Here is a 14,155-nt window from a genome sequence, read left to right on the forward strand (position 1 = left end):
TCTAAGACCGTTCGATCAATATAGGGTTGCGGCCCCGAAGCCAAAGCACTGGGTCCCGGCGTCCGCCGGGATGAGCGGGCAGCGGGAAGTTCGTGACCTGCGAACCGCCGTCGGCTAAGGCTCACACCATGAGCGATACGCCCAAAAAGGCTGGTTTCAGCGGCTGAGCGCGGGTCTGTCCCGATCCTCCAAGCAGATGACCGATCAGGTCGTCTCGACCTTCGTGAAGGAGCCCCTCTCGGAGGAGGCGCTGGAGCGGCTGGAGGAACATCTGATCGAGAGCGATCTCGGCCCCGCCGCCTCGGCCCGCATCGTCGAGCGCTTTCGCGCCCTGCGGTTCGGCAAGACCTCTGACGAGCGCGAGGTCAAGGAAGCCTTGGCCGAGGCCGTGGCGGCCGAACTGACGCCGCGTCAGGCGACGTTCGATCCCCTCAGCGGGCCCAAGCCCTATGTGGTCCTGTTCGTCGGCGTGAACGGCTCGGGCAAGACGACGACCCTGGGCAAGATCGCCTCGGACCTGACAGGCAAGGGCGCCAAGGTGATGATCGTCGCCGGCGACACCTTCCGCGCCGCCGCCCGCGAGCAGCTGAAGGTCTGGGCCGACCGCGCGGGCGCTCATTTCGAAAGCCGCCGCGACGGCGCCGACGCCGCCGGTCTGGCCTTCGACGCATACGCCAAGGCCAAGGCGGAAGGCTTCGACGTCGTCCTGATCGACACGGCCGGGCGGCTGCAGAACAAGTCCACCCTGATGGACGAACTACTCAAAATCGTGCGCGTGCTGAAGAAGGTCGATGCGGACGCCCCGCACGAAACCCTGCTGGTGCTGGACGCCACCGTCGGCCGCAACGCGCTGGAGCAGGAAAAGATTTTCGGCCGCACCGCCTATGTCTCGGGCGTGGTGATGACCAAGCTGGACGGCACCGCGCGCGGCGGCGTCCTGGTGCCGGTGGCCCAGGCCTCGGACGCCCCGATCAAGCTGATCGGCGTCGGCGAAGGGGTCGAGGACCTGCAACCTTTCGACGCCCGCGCGTTTTCCCGATCGCTGGTCGGGCTTGAGGACTGATCCATGACTGAAGCGACCCAGAGCAAACGTCCGCAATGGATCCGGCAGGCCGTCGACTTCGGCGCCCTGGTCGCCTTCATGGCCGCCTATTTCATCACCCGCGACATGATCAAGGCGACGTGGGTGCTGGTCATCGCCTCGATGATCGCCCTGGCCGTCGGCTTCGTGCTGGAGCGGCGCCTGGCCCCATGCCCCTGATCACCGGCGGCTTCGCCCTGGTGTTCGGCGTCCTGACCATCGTCACCGACGACGACCTGTTCGTGAAGCTGAAGCTGACGGTGCAGAACGGCCTGCTGGCCGCCGTCCTGCTCGGCTCGCTGCCGCTGAAGAAATATCCGTTCAAAGCCCTGCTGGGCTCGGCCATCAAGGTGACTGACGAGGCGTGGCGCAAACTGACCTTCCGCTACGGCCTCTACTTCCTGGCCGTCGCCATCGCCAATGAGGTGTTCCGCAGCCCGACCGCCGTCACCGCCATCTGGTCGGCGCTCAACTTGGGGACGCCGGATCCCAACGGCGTCTGGACCGCCTTCCGCGGCGTGCTGTGGATCGCGGCCTCGATCTTCGGTCTGTCGCAGGTGCCGCTGATCCTGAAGAACATGACCAAGGACGAGGAACCGGGCCCCGTCTCGCCCGACACCGGCCTTTAGGGTTGGGTCTCACTTCTTCCCGTCATCCTCGGGCCTGACCCGAGGATCGGATTATCCGCCTGCGCGACGGCGGAACGCAAAAGAGCGCCGCTAGGCTCGATCCTCGGGTCAAGCCCGAGGATGACGGAGGCATAGCAGGATTCGATCATCCATTTCCGGGCCTCAAGTAGGGCGAAGCCCGATAGGCCCACCAACAAGGCCTCAAGCAGCGCGAAGCGCGGTAGGCCCACCAACAAGGCCTCAAGCAGCGCGAAGCGCGGTAGGCCTGCTTAAATGTCTTCAAACCGTCAGCGTTTGCGTCGTCAAAGCGTTAAGCCAGACTGTTAGCTGTCGCAGCATCATCCGGCCACGGCCGGTATCGGGCTGTTCGGGAACGAAGACGATGATCAAGTCGGGCAAGCAGGCGAAGATCAAGGGCGGGCTGGCGGAATCGCCGAGCCACCTGATTCACCGGGCGCTGCAGCTGGCGCTGGACATCTACGCCGAGGAAGCCGGGCCGGACGGGTTGACCCAGCGCCAGTTCGCCGTGCTGGAGGCCGTGGCCGCCCGCTCGGGCCTGACGCAGACCGACCTGGTCAAGGCGACCGGGATCGACCGCTCGACCCTGGCGGATCTGGTGGCGCGCATGACGACCAAGGGCCTGCTGGAGCGCGAACGCTCGACGCTGGATGCGCGCGCCAAGGCCGTTCGCCTGTCGCCTGAGGGCGAGGCCGCCCTCATCGCCGCCCGCCCGCGCGTCGAGGCCGCCGACAAGCGGATCATGGGCCTGCTGCCTAAATCCAAGCGCGACAGTTTCCTGGACCTGCTTTGCAGCCTCTCCGACGCCGCCGACGCCGCCCCCGAACAAGTCCGCGCCGAGGTCAAGGCGGCGAAGAGAGCCGCCAAGGAAGCCAAGAAGGCGGAAAAGGCCGCGCGCAAAGGCGACGACCGGGGCAGGAAGAAGAAGAAGGGCGCGACCGAAACCGTTTCAGATCAACCGCAGACCGACGATGCAGCCGATGTCGTCGTGGTCCCGCTCAAGGGCGCCGCTGAGGGCTAAGTTCTTCCTTTCCGCTTATCCCGGCGTCCGCCGGGATGAGCGGCGTATCGAGGCCGCCGCCTAAACCCGAATGTCCAGCAGCGAGCCGGGGCGTTGCAGACGCGATGGCGCCGCCTGTTCGACCGGCGCAGAAACCGCCGCAGCCGAACGCATCGTCTCCTCAGCCGCAACCGGCGCCGCCAGCCCCATGGCTTGGCGGAAGAAGGCCGACTGGGCCGTTCTCAGGGCGTGGGCCGCGCCGCCCGCCTGAGGCGGAAAGGCCGGCCGCTCGGACGAAATGGCGGACATGGGCTGAGGATGCCCGCGCTTCGTCTAGATATGGTTAATACGCGATTCACCCTGTTTCGGGCGGTCGCCTCAACGCACGGGGGCGTTCAGGGCGTCGGTCAGCGTCTTCAGATCGGCGTCGGTCAGGATCGGCCCCGAGGACTTGGCGACGATGGTCCCATAGGCGTCGACGGCGAAGCTCTCGGGCACGCCCGACACGCCCAGGTCCAGCCCGGCCCGGCCCTCGCGGTCCACCAGCACCAGACGATAGGGGTCGCCCAGCTCGTCCAGGAAGGCGTCGGTGGCGACGGGGTCGTCCTTATAGGCCACGCCGACCACGGCGATCCCCTGGTCCTTCAGCTCCATCAGCTGCGGATGCTCCAGGCGGCACGGCGCGCACCAGCTGGCGAAGACGTTGACGATCATCGGCTTGCCCACGCCCGCCGTCTTCAGGTCCAGAAGGTCGTCGCTGGCCTTGCCGTCCGACAGGATGGGCAGGACCGTCGTCTCGGGGATGGGCTGACCGACCAGCGCGTCGGGGCGATAGGTCGGCCCGGCGGCGGGGTCGCCCGCCATCCGGTCCATCTGGCTCATCAGGAAAACGCCCAAGGCCACCAGAACGACGATGGGAAGAAGGGCCAGCCAGCGCTTCATTTGCGCGCAGCCTCCAGCCGGGCCAGCTCGCGCTTCCAGCGGCGGGCGGCGATCAGGGCGCGCGCCGACAGGGCGGCCAGCACCACGGCGCTGATCCCCCAGGCGGGCCAGACGAAGGCGCCGTAGGGGCTCATGTCCAGATCAAGCATGAGACAACTCCATCAGGCTTCCAGCGCCGCGCGGGCGCGAAGGGTCAGAACACGACGGCGACGGACCTCGGTGCGGATCGACGTCAGCCAGATCGCCCCGAACAGCACGGCGTAGGCCGCCATCATCGTCAGCAGGGCGGGCAGGAAGACCGGGTCCACGCTGGTCCCGCCGGACCGCAGCAGCGAGGCCGGCTGGTGCAGGGTGTTCCACCAGTCGACCGAGAACTTCACGATCGGCAGGTTGATCAGGCCGACCAGACCCAGCACCGCCGCCGCCCGCGCCGCCTTGGCCTCATCGTCGATCGAGCTGCGCAGGGCCATATAGCCAAGGTAGAAGAGGAACAGCACCAGCACGCTGGTCAGGCGCGCGTCCCACACCCACCACGTCCCCCACATCGGCTGGCCCCACAGGGCGCCGGTGACCAGGGCCAGGGCCGTGAAGGCCGCACCCGGCACGGCGGCCGCCCGCGCCGCCGCGTCGGCCAGCGGATGGCGGAACACCAGGGCGAAGAAACTAGAGACGCCCAGCGCTCCATAGGCCATCAAGCCCAGCGACGCCGCCGGGACGTGAATGAACATGATGCGCACCGTGTCGCCCTGCTGATAGTCGGCCGGCGCAGTGAAGCTGAACCAGGTCCCGAGCAGCAGCAGGCCGAGCGCCAGGGCCCACAGCACCGGAACCAGCGGGCCGGTGAAGCGCATGAAGCGGTCGGGATTGGCGAGGCCGAACATGGGCCGCCGATTACGCGGCCCAGCGCGCCACGGCAAGCGGGCGCAGCGTCCGACCCTTTGTCGCGGCGCTTCTTACGCCGCCATCCTCTCTTCTTACGCCGTGATCCTCGGGTCCCGAGGATGACGGATAACAGTGACGCAGGGGACGAGGCCCGATCTACAGGCCCAGCCCGTGCTGCGCCGCCAGGTCCTTCAGCCCGACCATCGGGCGCGGCCCCCAATGGCCGATCACTTCCGACGCCGCCAGCGACCCCAGCGCCCCGGCCTCGGCCAGGCTGAGGCCGCGCGACAGGCCCAGCAGCACGCCGGCCGCGTACTGATCGCCGGCGCCGGTGGTGTCGACGACCTTCTCGACCGGATAGGCGGCGACCTCGACCCGCTCGTCGCCGCGGAACAGCACCGAACCGGCGGCGCCGCGCGTCACGGCCGCCACCTCGACGATGCGGCCCAGGTGGGCGGCGGCGTGGTCGAAGTCCTCGGTCTCGAACAGGGCGTGCAGTTCGGCCTCGTTGGCCAGGACGATGTCGGCCGAGGTCTCGATGAACTCGAGCAGCTCTGCGCGCCAGCGGTGCACCACAAAGCTGTCCGACAGGGTGATGGCGACCTTGCGGCCCGCCGCATGGGCGGCGGCGGCGGCGGCCTCGAAGGCGGCGCGGGCCGGGGCCGGGTCGAACAGATAGCCTTCCAGATAGACGATGGCGCTGTCGCCGATCACGCCCGCGTCGACGTCGGCCGTGGTAAGCTGGTTGGCGGCGCCCAGGAAGGTGCACATGGTGCGCTGGCCGTCCGGCGTGACGTTGATCAGGCAACGACCGGTGCCGAAGCCCTGGCCCGCGCCGTCTTCCAGCACAGGGGTGTCGAAGTGGACGCCGACGGCGCGGATGTCGTGGCTGAAGACCTCGCCCAGCGTGTCTTTCGCCACCTTGCCGATATAGGCGGCGCGCCCGCCGAACGAGCCGACGCCCGCCACGGTGTTGCCCGCCGAACCGCCCGAGGCCTCGACCCCCGCCGCCATGGCGTCATACAGGGTCGCGCTCTGTTCCTCGTCGACCAGCTGCATCGAGCCGGGGACCAGGCCCTTGGCCTCCAGGAAGGCCGGTTCGCATGGCGCCAGGACGTCGACGATGGCGTTGCCCAGGGCGCAGACGTCGAAGCGGGCGTTTTGGGCGAAGGCGGGCAGGGACTGGGTCATGTCCGCCCCATAGCGGGCGAGGCCGCCGCGCGCCAGAGCGCCGGCCCCGCCGTCGTGCGAAAAGCGGCCCTTCACGCCGATCCGGCGGCGGCCTAAAGCCGATGGACCTGTTGCACACGGCCCTCGCCGGGCCATGCGGAGCCGCGCCCATGACCGACGTCGCCGTCCTGACCCCCGACCCTGCCGACCCCACCTATTCGACTCTGTGGCCGGGCGTGCTGGACCGGCTGGGCGAGGCGCTGGCGACGGCGGGGATCACGGCGCGGCCGACGCCCTGGACCGATCACGTCGAGAACGCCCGCGCCCTGATGGACTTCCCCCTGGTCCTGCCGCTGCTGGTCTGGGGCTATCATCAGGGCCACGACCGCTGGGTCCAGGCCTGCACGACCTGGGCCGAGGCGGGCGCGCCCCTGGCCAATCCGGCCGCGACCCTGCGCTGGAACGCCGACAAGCGCTACCTGGCCCTCCTGGCGGAAAAGGGCGTCGCCGTGCCCGAGACGATCTTCGCCGACCACGTCGACGCTGCGGTTCTGGAAGCCGCCTTCGCCGCGACAGGCGCCGAGACCCTGATCGTCAAGCCGACCGTCTCGGGCGGCGCCTGGCGCACCCTGCGGGTGGCGGCGGGCGACCTGCTGGACGCGGCCCTGGCCGACGCCCCTGTCGGCGGAACGATGATCCAGCCCTATCTCAAGGCCATCGAGACCGAGGGCGAGACCTCCCTGCTCTATTTCGGCGGCGAACTGAGCCACGTCGTGAACAAGCGCCCCGGCGCGGCGGGCGAGTTCCGCATCCAGACCCAGTACGGCGGACAATACCAAGCGCTGAAGGCCGCGCCTCAGGGCGCGCTCGATCTGGCCGAACGCACCCTGGCCGTCATCGACGAAGACCTCCTCTACGCCCGCATCGACATGACGAAGGGCGACGACGGCGACTGGGTGCTGATGGAGGCCGAACTGATCGAGCCGGACTTCTACCTGGCCGCCGCGCCTGAAGCTGGCGCCCGCTTCGGTCAGGCGGTGCGGGCGCGGCTGGAGCGCTAGGCCTACACGCCCATGAAGCTGGCCCGCGACGGGCACAGGTCCGAGATCACGCATCCCGCGCACTTCGGCCGCTGCGCCAGGCAGGTGTAGCGGCCGTGCAGGATCAGCCAGTGGTGCGCCTTGGGCAGCCAGGCCTCGGGCACCACCTGATGCAGCTGGGCCTCGACCTTGTCCGGCGTCGAAGCGTTGGCCAGCCCCAGCCGGTGCGAGACGCGGAAGACGTGGGTGTCCACCGCGATGGCCGGCTCGATCCCCAGTTCGTTCAGCACCACGCTGGCGGTCTTGCGCCCGACGCCCGGCAGAGCCTGCAGGTCGGCGCGGTTCAGCGGGACCTCTCCGCCGTGCTTCTCGACCAGCATCCGCGCGGCGGCGATGACGTTCTTCGCCTTGGTGCGATACAGGCCGATCGACGAGATCAGCGGGATCAGCCCCTCCTCGCCCAGGGCCAGCATCTTCTGCGGCGTGTCGGCCACGGCGAACAAGGCGCGCGTGGCCTTGTTGACCCCCACGTCGGTCGCCTGGGCCGACAGGGCCACCGCCACCACCAGGGTGTAGGGATTGACGAATTCCAGCTCGGTCTTCGGATCGGGCATGACGCCGGAAAGGCGGACGAAGACCTCCTCCACCCGATCCTCATCCGGCGGCCAGGCGATGATCGCCCCGACGGGGGCCGTCTTCGGCTGGCGCGAGCGCTTGCCGGGCGGCGGGGTCAGGCCGGCCTTCTGAACGGCCTTCTTCTGGCGGGACGCGGATTTCAACGGAGCCATGCCCCCGCTTCGCCTCCCCGGCGCGCGGCGTCAACGTCGCCCGCGCGACACGCTGCGACAAAAAGGCGCGGTTCGGGGTTGTATTCTGGACGTCGCCGTCCATTTTACGCGCGAAATCCAAGCGAGCTGTCTCCCCATGGCCCTCCCCGCCGCGCTCAAGAAGCGTCTGCCCCTGATCGTCGCCGGCGTCGTCGGCCTCGGCCTCATCGCCGGCGGCGTGGTCTGGTGGCAGGGCAAACAGCGCTGGGAAGCCACCGACAACGCCTTCGTCCAGGCGGACACCGTGGCCGTCAGCCCCCGCATCAACGGCGAGGTGATCGAGGTCCTGGTCAAGGACAACCAGCGCGTCGAGGCCGGTCAGGTCCTGGCCCGTCTGGACGACGCCGACGCCCGCGCCGCACTGGCCCAGGCCCAGGCCCAGGCCAATCTGGCCGCCCTGACCGCCGCCGTGGCCAATGTCGACGCTCGCGCCGAACAGGAACAGGCCACCATCGCCGCCCGCGCCGCCGCTGTGACCCAGGCCCAGGCCCAGGCCGGTCTGGCCCGCGCCGAGGTTGATCGCTACGGCAAGCTGGCCGCCGAGGGCTGGGTGTCGCAACAGCGCATCGAGACCCAGCGCGCCACCGCCGAGACCGCCCGCGCCTCGGTCGCCCAGGCCCAGGCCGCCCTGACCGCCGAACAGCGCACCGCCGCCGTGCTCGGCTCGACCCGCAACCAGAGCGTCGCCGCCGTCGAACAGGCTAGAGCCCTGGTCGAACAGGCCCAGCTGACCCTGGACCGCACCGTCATCCGCGCCCCCGTCGCCGGGGTCGTCGGCGCCCGCGGCGTCCGCGTCGGCCAGGTGGTCCAGGCCGGCGGGCAGATGATGTCCATCGTCCCCCTGCAAGACACCTATGTCGTGGCCAACTTCAAGGAGACCCAGGTCGGCCGCATGCGCCTCGGCCAGACGGTCGAGATCAAGGCCGACGCCTTCCCCGGCCAGTCCATCGTCGGCCACGTCGACAGCTTCGCCCCGGCCACCGGCTCGGAGTTCGCCCTGATCCCGGTCGAGAACGCCACCGGCAACTTCACCAAGATCACCCAGCGCGTCCCCGTCCGCATCGTCGTCGACCGCCGCGCCACCGGCGAGCCTGTCGCCCTGCGTCCCGGCCTGTCGGTCGAGGTCAAGGTGGACCTGAAGAGCCAGGGCGGCGCCGCCTTCGCCGACGCCCATCTGGGCGAGGTCGCCGTCGCCTCGCTGGACCCGGCCCGGTGAGAGACGGCGTCCTTCCTGCGGACGCCCCAGCGGTCGCCGACAAGCCCGAGATCAACTGGACGGTCCTGCTGCTCGGCTTCGCCGGCATGGTCATCGGCCAGTTCATGGCCATTCTGGACATCCAGATCGTCGCCGCCTCCCTGCCCCAGATTCAGGCCGGGGTCGGCGCCTCGGCCGACGAGATCAGCTGGATCCAGACCGCCTATCTGATCCCCGAGGTCGTGATGATCCCCCTGTCGGGATACCTGTCGCGGCTGTGGGGCACGCAGAAGCTGTTCCTGGCCTCCGGCATCGGCTTCCTGATCATGAGCGTGGCCGTCGGCCTCTCGACCTCGGTCGAGATGATGATCTTCTTCCGCGCGCTGCAGGGCTTCCTCGGCGGGGCCATGATCCCGACCGTCTTCGCCGTGGTCTTCACCGCCTTCCCGCCCGAGAAGCGCGTCACCGCCAGCGTCATCATGGGCCTGATCGTGACGCTCGCCCCCACGGTCGGCCCGACCCTGGGCGGCCACCTGACGGAATGGCTCAGCTGGCGCTGGCTCTTCTTCATCAACATTTTCCCCGGCGTGGTCGTCCTGTTTCTGGTCGGTCGCTACGCCCATTTCGACAAGGGCGACGCCAGCCTGAGCAAGGGCTTCGACTGGTGGGGTCTGGGCCTGATGGCCGCCTTCCTGATGAGCCTGCAATTCGTGCTGGAGGAAGGGGCCAAGAACGACTGGCTGGCCGACGACCACATCCTGCTGCTCAGCCTCGTGGCCCTGATCTGCGGCCCGGCCTTCATCTGGCGCTCGCTGGTCTATTACAACCCGATCGTGGAACTGCGCGCCTTCGCCAACCGCAACTTCGTCGTCGGGGTCGTCATGACCTTCATCGTCGGCGCGGCCCTGTTCGGCGGCACCTTCCTGCTGCCGTTGTTCCTCGGACGGGTGCGCGGCTATTCGGCGGCCGAGGTCGGCACCACCATGGTGGTCTCAGGCCTGGCCATGTTCGCCACCGCCCCCTTCGCCGGGCGGCTGGTGCGCAAGCTGGACCCGCGCATCCTGATGTTCGTCGGCTTCATGCTGGCCGCCTGGGGCATGTGGGACGCCCGCGTCGTGACGGATGAGTGGGGCTTCTGGGAGTTCGCCGGCATTCAGGCCATGCGCGGCGCCGGGGTCATGCTGGCCATGATCGCCTCGCAGCAGGTGACGATGGCCACCCTGCCCCCGCATATGGTCAAGAACGCCTCGGGCCTGGTGAACCTGGCGCGCAACGTCGGCGGCGCCTTCGGCCTGGCCATCCTCAACACCTCCCTGACCCAGAACACCGCCCTGCAATGGCCGAGCTGACCAGCGCCATCGATCAGACCCATCAGGGGGTGCGCGACATGATCGCCGGCATGGCCGCGCGCTTTTCAGGCTCCATCGACCCGCAGGCCTCGGCGTTGAAGGCGGTCTATGGCCTGCTGCAGAAACAGGCGACGACCCTGGCCTTCGGCGACGCCTTCGCCCTGCTGGCCATCGGCTGCGCCTGCGCGGGCTTCCTGACCCTGCTGTCCAAGCCCGCCAAACCCAACGCCGCCGCCGCTTCTTCGGATGTCCACTGATGCCCCGCGCCCGCGGCCAGATCGACGAGCAAAAGAGCCAGGCCATCCTTCAGGCCGCCGCCAGCCTGTTCGTCGAAAAGGGCGCGAAGGCCTCGATGAGCGAGATCGCCCGGCGTGCGGGCGTCTCGAAACAGACCCTCTACAATCGTTTTGCGACCAAGACTGAGATCGGCCGGGCCCTGGCGGCCCAGCGCTCGGACGCCGTCACCGCCCCGCTGACTTCGGGCGCCGAGCCGGAGGCGGTGCTGGCCGCCATCGCCGAGACCCTGATCAGCAAGATCTGCACAGGCGGCAAGGGCGCCTCCCTGCGCGGCGTGGCCCTGGTCTCGCCCGAGGCGCCGGAACTGGCGCGCGCCATCTATGACGCCGGTCCGGGCGAGAGCGTCCGGCGCATCGCCGCCTGGCTAAAGGTCCAGGACGAGGCGCGCCGCCTGAGCGTCCCCGACCCCCTGGCCGCCGCCGAGATGTTCACCGGCATGGCCCTGGGCCACGGCCATCTGCGCTCGGTGCTGGGGCTGCCGCATCCCGAAATCGCCGACCTGCCCGCCCGGGCGCGCGACGTCGCCCGCCGCTTCGTCCGCGCCTTCGCCCCGGAATAGGCGATTGCGCCTGATTGGCCCTGAAGGCGGATCAGCGTAAAGCCGCCCTCAATCCTTTCCCCTGCGCCCGCCGGAGCCGTTTCCCATGCTGATCCACCTGTCGTCCTGGCCCGAGATCGACGAGCGCCTGAAGTCCGGCGCCCTGTTGTCCAAGACGGTGATCGTGCCGATCGGCTCGAACGAACAGCACGGGCCGACGGGCCTTTTGGGCACCGACTGGCTGTGCCCCGAGATCATCGCCCACGCCGCCGAGAAGGGCGACGACAGCCTGGTCGTCACGCCCACCTTCAACATCGGCATGGCCCAGCACCACCTGGCCTTTCCCGGCACCATCACCCTGCGCCCGTCGACCTTTATGGCGGCGATCGCCGACTGGGTGTCGTCGCTGACGCGCCACGGCTTCGAGCGCATCTATTTCCTTAACGGTCACGGCGGCAACGTCGCCACCATCGAGGCCGCCTTCGCCGAGATCTACGCCGACTGGTCCTTCACGCCCGAGCCCTGGGCCGAGCGCCCGCCCTTCGTGCTGAAGCTGCGCAACTGGTGGGACCTGCCGGGCGTGCAGAAGCTGTGCGAGGACATCTTCCCGACGGGCCACGGCAGCCACGCCACCCCGTCGGAGATCGCCGTGACCCAGGCGGGCTATCCCGAGCGGATCAAGACCGCCGACTATGAGCCGAAGATCGCCCCCTTCGGCCCGATCCGCGACGCCAACGACTATCGCGCCCGCTTCCCCGACGGCCGCATCGGCTCGGACCCGGCCCAGGCGACCCCGGAAAAGGGCCAGCGCATCATCGACGCCGCCGTCCCGGCCCTGATCCGCGATCTGACGGAGTTCGCACAGGAAGTCTTGCCGGTCGCCTGAAACAGGCTCAGGGTCGCTGCATGACCCCCATGCAGAAGACCGCCCGCAACGCCCTGCGCAACGCCCAGGCCGGTCAGGAACTGGCCCAAGCCTCGGCCGCCGTGATCACGCGACGGCTGGGGATCATGGGCGAGGCCATGGCCGATCCGCTGCGCGCCGACCACGCCGAGCTGGGCCGCATGGGCGCCGAGAAGGTCGAGGCCATGGCGGCCTCGGCCGGGGCGGCCTATGCTGGGGCGATGGATCTGGCCGAACGGGCGGGCCGCGCAGCCGCGCGCGAAGGGGCCGAGGCCGCCGACTGCCTGGCCAGACTGGCGCGCGCCGACACCCCCTTCGCCTTCGCCGCCGCCCAGGGCGACTGGGCGATGGGCGCCTGGAGCCGGGCGATGAGCGACGGCTGGGCCTTCTACGGCGCCGCGCTGAAGGCGCAGGCCAAGACGATGGCCCCCGTCCACGCCAAGGCCACGGCCAATGCGCGACGCCTGAAGCGCTGACCTCGCGCGGGCGTGATGGAACGCCCGGCGCCGTCGCCGGATTGCCTTTGCATCCATGCGGAGGAGATCACCATGGCCGAGAAAGACCCCAAAGACCCCCACCCCGGCATGATGGGCGACGGCACCGAGGAGCAGAACCTCAACCAGCCGGGCGACCCCTCCAAGCGGATCACCGAGGAAGAGGTCGACGAAGCCTTCACCAAGGATCCCAAGCTGGTCCCGAAGGAATAGGCGGGACGCGGCTTCCGGCCGCCCCTTCCTCCGCCGTCATCCTCGGGCTTGACCCGAGGATCCAAAGGCAGCGCGCGACGGGCATCCGTTGGACGCGCCTTCGCCGCCTCTCTGAACGAAGCAGAGCCGAAAACTGGATCCTCGGGTCAAGCCCGAGGATGACGGCCGTGTTGGGGCTAGTAAAGCCTCACGCCGTGCGGATGACCCCGTCCCGCGCCTCGACCGGCCAGGGCGTCAGCTTGCCGCCCGCGCAGGGTCCGGCGACGCAGGCGCCCGACAGAGGCTCGAACGCCGCCCCGTGCCAACCGCACAGGATCAGCGACCCGTCCGGCGTCAGATAGCGGTCCAGCTCCACCGCGATGGGAAAGCCCGCGTGCGGGCAGCGATCCACCCAGCCCGCGACCTGACCGTCCTTCTTCACCACGAAGCCGTGGAAGAAGGCCTCGCCGATCTGCAGCACGAAGCCGCGCGAGCCGGGATCATTGATGTCCGCTTCCAGACACAGGGCCACGTTCGGCGGCGTCTTCCAGACCCGCTTGCGCTCCTGCGTCTCGGCCGCCGGACCCTCTTGCGCCACTATTCGCGCTCGGGCTTCAGCGGGCGGCTCATCAAGCTCTCGATCGCCTGATCCACCGTCAGCTCGCCCGCCAGCACCGCCGCCGTCGCCTCGCAGATGGGCGTGTCGACGCCCAGCTTGCGGGTCAGCTCGCGCACGGCGGGCGCGCTCTCATAGCCCTCGGCTACCGAGCGTTTGCCGGCCAGCGCCTGCTCGACGCTCAAACCCTGTCCCAGCGCCAGGCCCAGGCTCATGTTGCGCGATTGCGGGCTGGAGCAGGTCAGCACCAGATCGCCGACGCCACACAGCCCCGCCACCGTCTCGGCCTTGCCGCCCAGGGCCGTGGCCACGCGGACGATCTCGGCATAGCCGCGGGTGATGACGGCGGCGTGGGCGCTGCGGCCCAGTTCGCGGCCCTCGACGATGCCGCAGGCGATGGCCAGGACGTTTTTCAGGGCCCCGCCCGTCTCGGCCCCGATCAGGTCATCGGCGAAATAGGGGCGGAAGACCGGGCCCGACAGGGCGCCCGCCAGGGCCTCGGCCATCTCCAGGTCGGCGCAGGCCAGGGTCACGGCGCTGGGCAGGCCGCGCGCCACTTCGGCGGCGAAGCTGGGCCCCGACAGCACGGCGGCCGTCGCCGACGGGATCGTCTCGGCCAGCACGTCGGTCATCAGCTTCAACGAGCCGCGCTCAATGCCCTTGGAGCACAGGATGATCGGCAGACCCGGCCGGGCGTAAGGCGCAAACGCTGTCAGCGTCGCCCGCATATGCTGAGCCGGCGGCACGGCCAGAATCAGATCGCAGTCAGCCAGATCCGCCAGATCCGAAGTGACGTTGATGGCCGAATCCAGCTCGACCCCCGGCAGGAAGGCGTCGTTCATCCGGCGCGCGCGGATGCTCTCGATCACCTCAGGCTCGCGCGCCTGCAGGATGACGGCCAGACCCGCCGCCGCCGCGCTCTGCGCCAGGGCCGTGCCCCAGGCGCCGCCGCCAATTACGCCTGCAGTATGAAATCCCATA

16 protein-coding genes and 2 pseudogenes are annotated in these 14,155 nt (G+C 69.4%); 10 read left to right on the plus strand and 8 right to left on the minus strand.

What is annotated here, in order from left to right:
• Positions 1-196 precede the first annotated feature (196 nt).
• The 3 genes and pseudogenes from ftsY (at position 197) to V8F63_RS04515 (ending at position 2,749) form a co-directional block, all read left to right on the plus strand.
• A complete protein-coding gene (gene ftsY, locus V8F63_RS04505; RefSeq protein ID WP_392354630.1) occupies positions 197-1,063 on the plus strand; it encodes a signal recognition particle-docking protein FtsY in 867 nt (288 codons plus the stop codon).
• 78 nt (positions 1,064-1,141) lie between these two features.
• Positions 1,142-1,710 (plus strand): annotated as a pseudogene (locus V8F63_RS04510) (septation protein IspZ).
• 382 nt (positions 1,711-2,092) lie between these two features.
• Entirely contained in the window at positions 2,093-2,749 is a 657-nt protein-coding gene (locus tag V8F63_RS04515; protein ID WP_134581922.1) for a MarR family winged helix-turn-helix transcriptional regulator, read from the plus strand.
• Between the two features lie 60 nt (positions 2,750-2,809).
• Here V8F63_RS04515 and V8F63_RS04520 read toward each other — a convergent pair whose 3' ends face one another.
• The 5 genes from V8F63_RS04520 to V8F63_RS04540 form a co-directional block, all read right to left on the minus strand.
• The gene (locus tag V8F63_RS04520; protein WP_303704886.1) at positions 2,810-3,037 is read right to left on the minus strand and encodes a hypothetical protein; all 228 of its coding nucleotides are present in this window, start codon (positions 3,035-3,037) and stop codon (positions 2,810-2,812) included.
• A gap of 69 nt (positions 3,038-3,106) precedes the next feature.
• A complete protein-coding gene (locus V8F63_RS04525) occupies positions 3,107-3,670 on the minus strand; it encodes a DsbE family thiol:disulfide interchange protein (RefSeq protein ID WP_392354631.1) in 564 nt (187 codons plus the stop codon).
• Entirely contained in the window at positions 3,667-3,819 is a 153-nt protein-coding gene (ccmD, locus tag V8F63_RS04530; RefSeq protein ID WP_003166605.1) for a heme exporter protein CcmD, read from the minus strand. The genes V8F63_RS04525 and ccmD overlap by 4 nt, the downstream gene beginning before the upstream one ends.
• 12 nt (positions 3,820-3,831) lie before the next feature.
• Positions 3,832-4,551 (minus strand): heme ABC transporter permease CcmC, encoded by a 720-nt coding sequence (gene ccmC, locus V8F63_RS04535; protein WP_392354632.1) that lies wholly within the window; start codon positions 4,549-4,551, stop codon positions 3,832-3,834.
• Between the two features lie 157 nt (positions 4,552-4,708).
• Positions 4,709-5,743: an adenosine kinase gene (locus V8F63_RS04540; protein WP_392355028.1), complete on the minus strand. Its 1,035-nt coding sequence runs from the start codon at positions 5,741-5,743 to the stop codon at positions 4,709-4,711.
• A 149-nt stretch (positions 5,744-5,892) separates the two neighbouring features.
• Between V8F63_RS04540 and V8F63_RS04545 the strand changes: the two genes are divergently transcribed.
• Positions 5,893-6,783: a transporter gene (locus tag V8F63_RS04545; RefSeq protein ID WP_392354633.1), complete on the plus strand. Its 891-nt coding sequence runs from the start codon at positions 5,893-5,895 to the stop codon at positions 6,781-6,783.
• Positions 6,784-6,785: 2 nt separating this feature from the next.
• On the opposite strand, the gene nth is transcribed toward V8F63_RS04545, so the two are convergent.
• Positions 6,786-7,496, minus strand: coding sequence for an endonuclease III (gene nth, locus V8F63_RS04550; protein WP_392355029.1), 711 nt, complete (start codon positions 7,494-7,496; stop codon positions 6,786-6,788).
• A gap of 190 nt (positions 7,497-7,686) precedes the next feature.
• Between nth and V8F63_RS04555 the strand changes: the two genes are divergently transcribed.
• From V8F63_RS04555 to V8F63_RS04580, 6 genes and pseudogenes are all read left to right on the plus strand, one after another.
• A complete protein-coding gene (locus V8F63_RS04555; protein WP_392354634.1) occupies positions 7,687-8,805 on the plus strand; it encodes an HlyD family secretion protein in 1,119 nt (372 codons plus the stop codon).
• Positions 8,802-10,390 (plus strand): annotated as a pseudogene (locus tag V8F63_RS04560) (DHA2 family efflux MFS transporter permease subunit). The gene V8F63_RS04555 and the pseudogene V8F63_RS04560 overlap by 4 nt, the downstream one beginning before the upstream one ends.
• On the plus strand, positions 10,390-10,989 hold the full coding sequence (locus V8F63_RS04565; RefSeq protein WP_025976397.1) for a TetR/AcrR family transcriptional regulator: 600 nt from the start codon (positions 10,390-10,392) through the stop codon (positions 10,987-10,989). The pseudogene V8F63_RS04560 and the gene V8F63_RS04565 overlap by 1 nt, the downstream one beginning before the upstream one ends.
• A gap of 85 nt (positions 10,990-11,074) precedes the next feature.
• Positions 11,075-11,854, plus strand: a complete 780-nt coding sequence (locus tag V8F63_RS04570; RefSeq protein ID WP_227157273.1) for a creatininase family protein — start codon at positions 11,075-11,077, stop codon at positions 11,852-11,854.
• Between the two features lie 20 nt (positions 11,855-11,874).
• Positions 11,875-12,348, plus strand: a complete 474-nt coding sequence (locus V8F63_RS04575; RefSeq protein ID WP_392354635.1) for a phasin family protein — start codon at positions 11,875-11,877, stop codon at positions 12,346-12,348.
• A 72-nt stretch (positions 12,349-12,420) separates the two neighbouring features.
• Positions 12,421-12,579, plus strand: coding sequence for a hypothetical protein (locus tag V8F63_RS04580; protein ID WP_223850640.1), 159 nt, complete (start codon positions 12,421-12,423; stop codon positions 12,577-12,579).
• Between the two features lie 187 nt (positions 12,580-12,766).
• Here the strand turns inward: V8F63_RS04580 and V8F63_RS04585 are convergent, their stop codons facing one another.
• On the minus strand, positions 12,767-13,156 hold the full coding sequence (locus V8F63_RS04585) for a Rieske (2Fe-2S) protein (protein WP_125899603.1): 390 nt from the start codon (positions 13,154-13,156) through the stop codon (positions 12,767-12,769).
• Positions 13,156-14,154, minus strand: a complete 999-nt coding sequence (locus V8F63_RS04590) for an NAD(P)H-dependent glycerol-3-phosphate dehydrogenase (RefSeq protein WP_392354636.1) — start codon at positions 14,152-14,154, stop codon at positions 13,156-13,158. Before V8F63_RS04590 ends, V8F63_RS04585 begins: the two co-directional genes overlap by 1 nt.
• Position 14,155 lies beyond the last annotated feature (1 nt).

It is taken from the genome of Brevundimonas sp. LF-1, from assembly GCF_037055305.1.
Classification (GTDB): Bacteria; Pseudomonadota; Alphaproteobacteria; order Caulobacterales; family Caulobacteraceae; genus Brevundimonas; species Brevundimonas sanguinis.

Excerpts from the sequence above, each read along its gene's own strand:
- V8F63_RS04580 (WP_223850640.1), top strand. The coding sequence starts at position 12,421 with ATGGCCGAGAAAGACCCCAAAGACCCCCACCCCGGCATGATGGGCGAC.
- V8F63_RS04575 (WP_392354635.1), top strand. The coding sequence starts at position 11,875 with ATGACCCCCATGCAGAAGACCGCCCGCAACGCCCTGCGCAACGCCCAG.
- V8F63_RS04570 (WP_227157273.1), top strand. The coding sequence starts at position 11,075 with ATGCTGATCCACCTGTCGTCCTGGCCCGAGATCGACGAGCGCCTGAAG.
- ccmD (WP_003166605.1), bottom strand. The coding sequence starts at position 3,819 with ATGCTTGATCTGGACATGAGCCCCTACGGCGCCTTCGTCTGGCCCGCC.
- V8F63_RS04590 (WP_392354636.1), bottom strand. The coding sequence starts at position 14,154 with ATGGGATTTCATACTGCAGGCGTAATTGGCGGCGGCGCCTGGGGCACG.
- ftsY (WP_392354630.1), top strand. The coding sequence starts at position 197 with ATGACCGATCAGGTCGTCTCGACCTTCGTGAAGGAGCCCCTCTCGGAG.
- V8F63_RS04555 (WP_392354634.1), top strand. The coding sequence starts at position 7,687 with ATGGCCCTCCCCGCCGCGCTCAAGAAGCGTCTGCCCCTGATCGTCGCC.
- ccmC (WP_392354632.1), bottom strand. The coding sequence starts at position 4,551 with ATGTTCGGCCTCGCCAATCCCGACCGCTTCATGCGCTTCACCGGCCCG.
- V8F63_RS04565 (WP_025976397.1), top strand. The coding sequence starts at position 10,390 with ATGCCCCGCGCCCGCGGCCAGATCGACGAGCAAAAGAGCCAGGCCATC.
- V8F63_RS04515 (WP_134581922.1), top strand. The coding sequence starts at position 2,093 with ATGATCAAGTCGGGCAAGCAGGCGAAGATCAAGGGCGGGCTGGCGGAA.
- V8F63_RS04525 (WP_392354631.1), bottom strand. The coding sequence starts at position 3,670 with ATGAAGCGCTGGCTGGCCCTTCTTCCCATCGTCGTTCTGGTGGCCTTG.
- V8F63_RS04540 (WP_392355028.1), bottom strand. The coding sequence starts at position 5,743 with ATGACCCAGTCCCTGCCCGCCTTCGCCCAAAACGCCCGCTTCGACGTC.
- V8F63_RS04520 (WP_303704886.1), bottom strand. The coding sequence starts at position 3,037 with ATGTCCGCCATTTCGTCCGAGCGGCCGGCCTTTCCGCCTCAGGCGGGC.
- V8F63_RS04545 (WP_392354633.1), top strand. The coding sequence starts at position 5,893 with ATGACCGACGTCGCCGTCCTGACCCCCGACCCTGCCGACCCCACCTAT.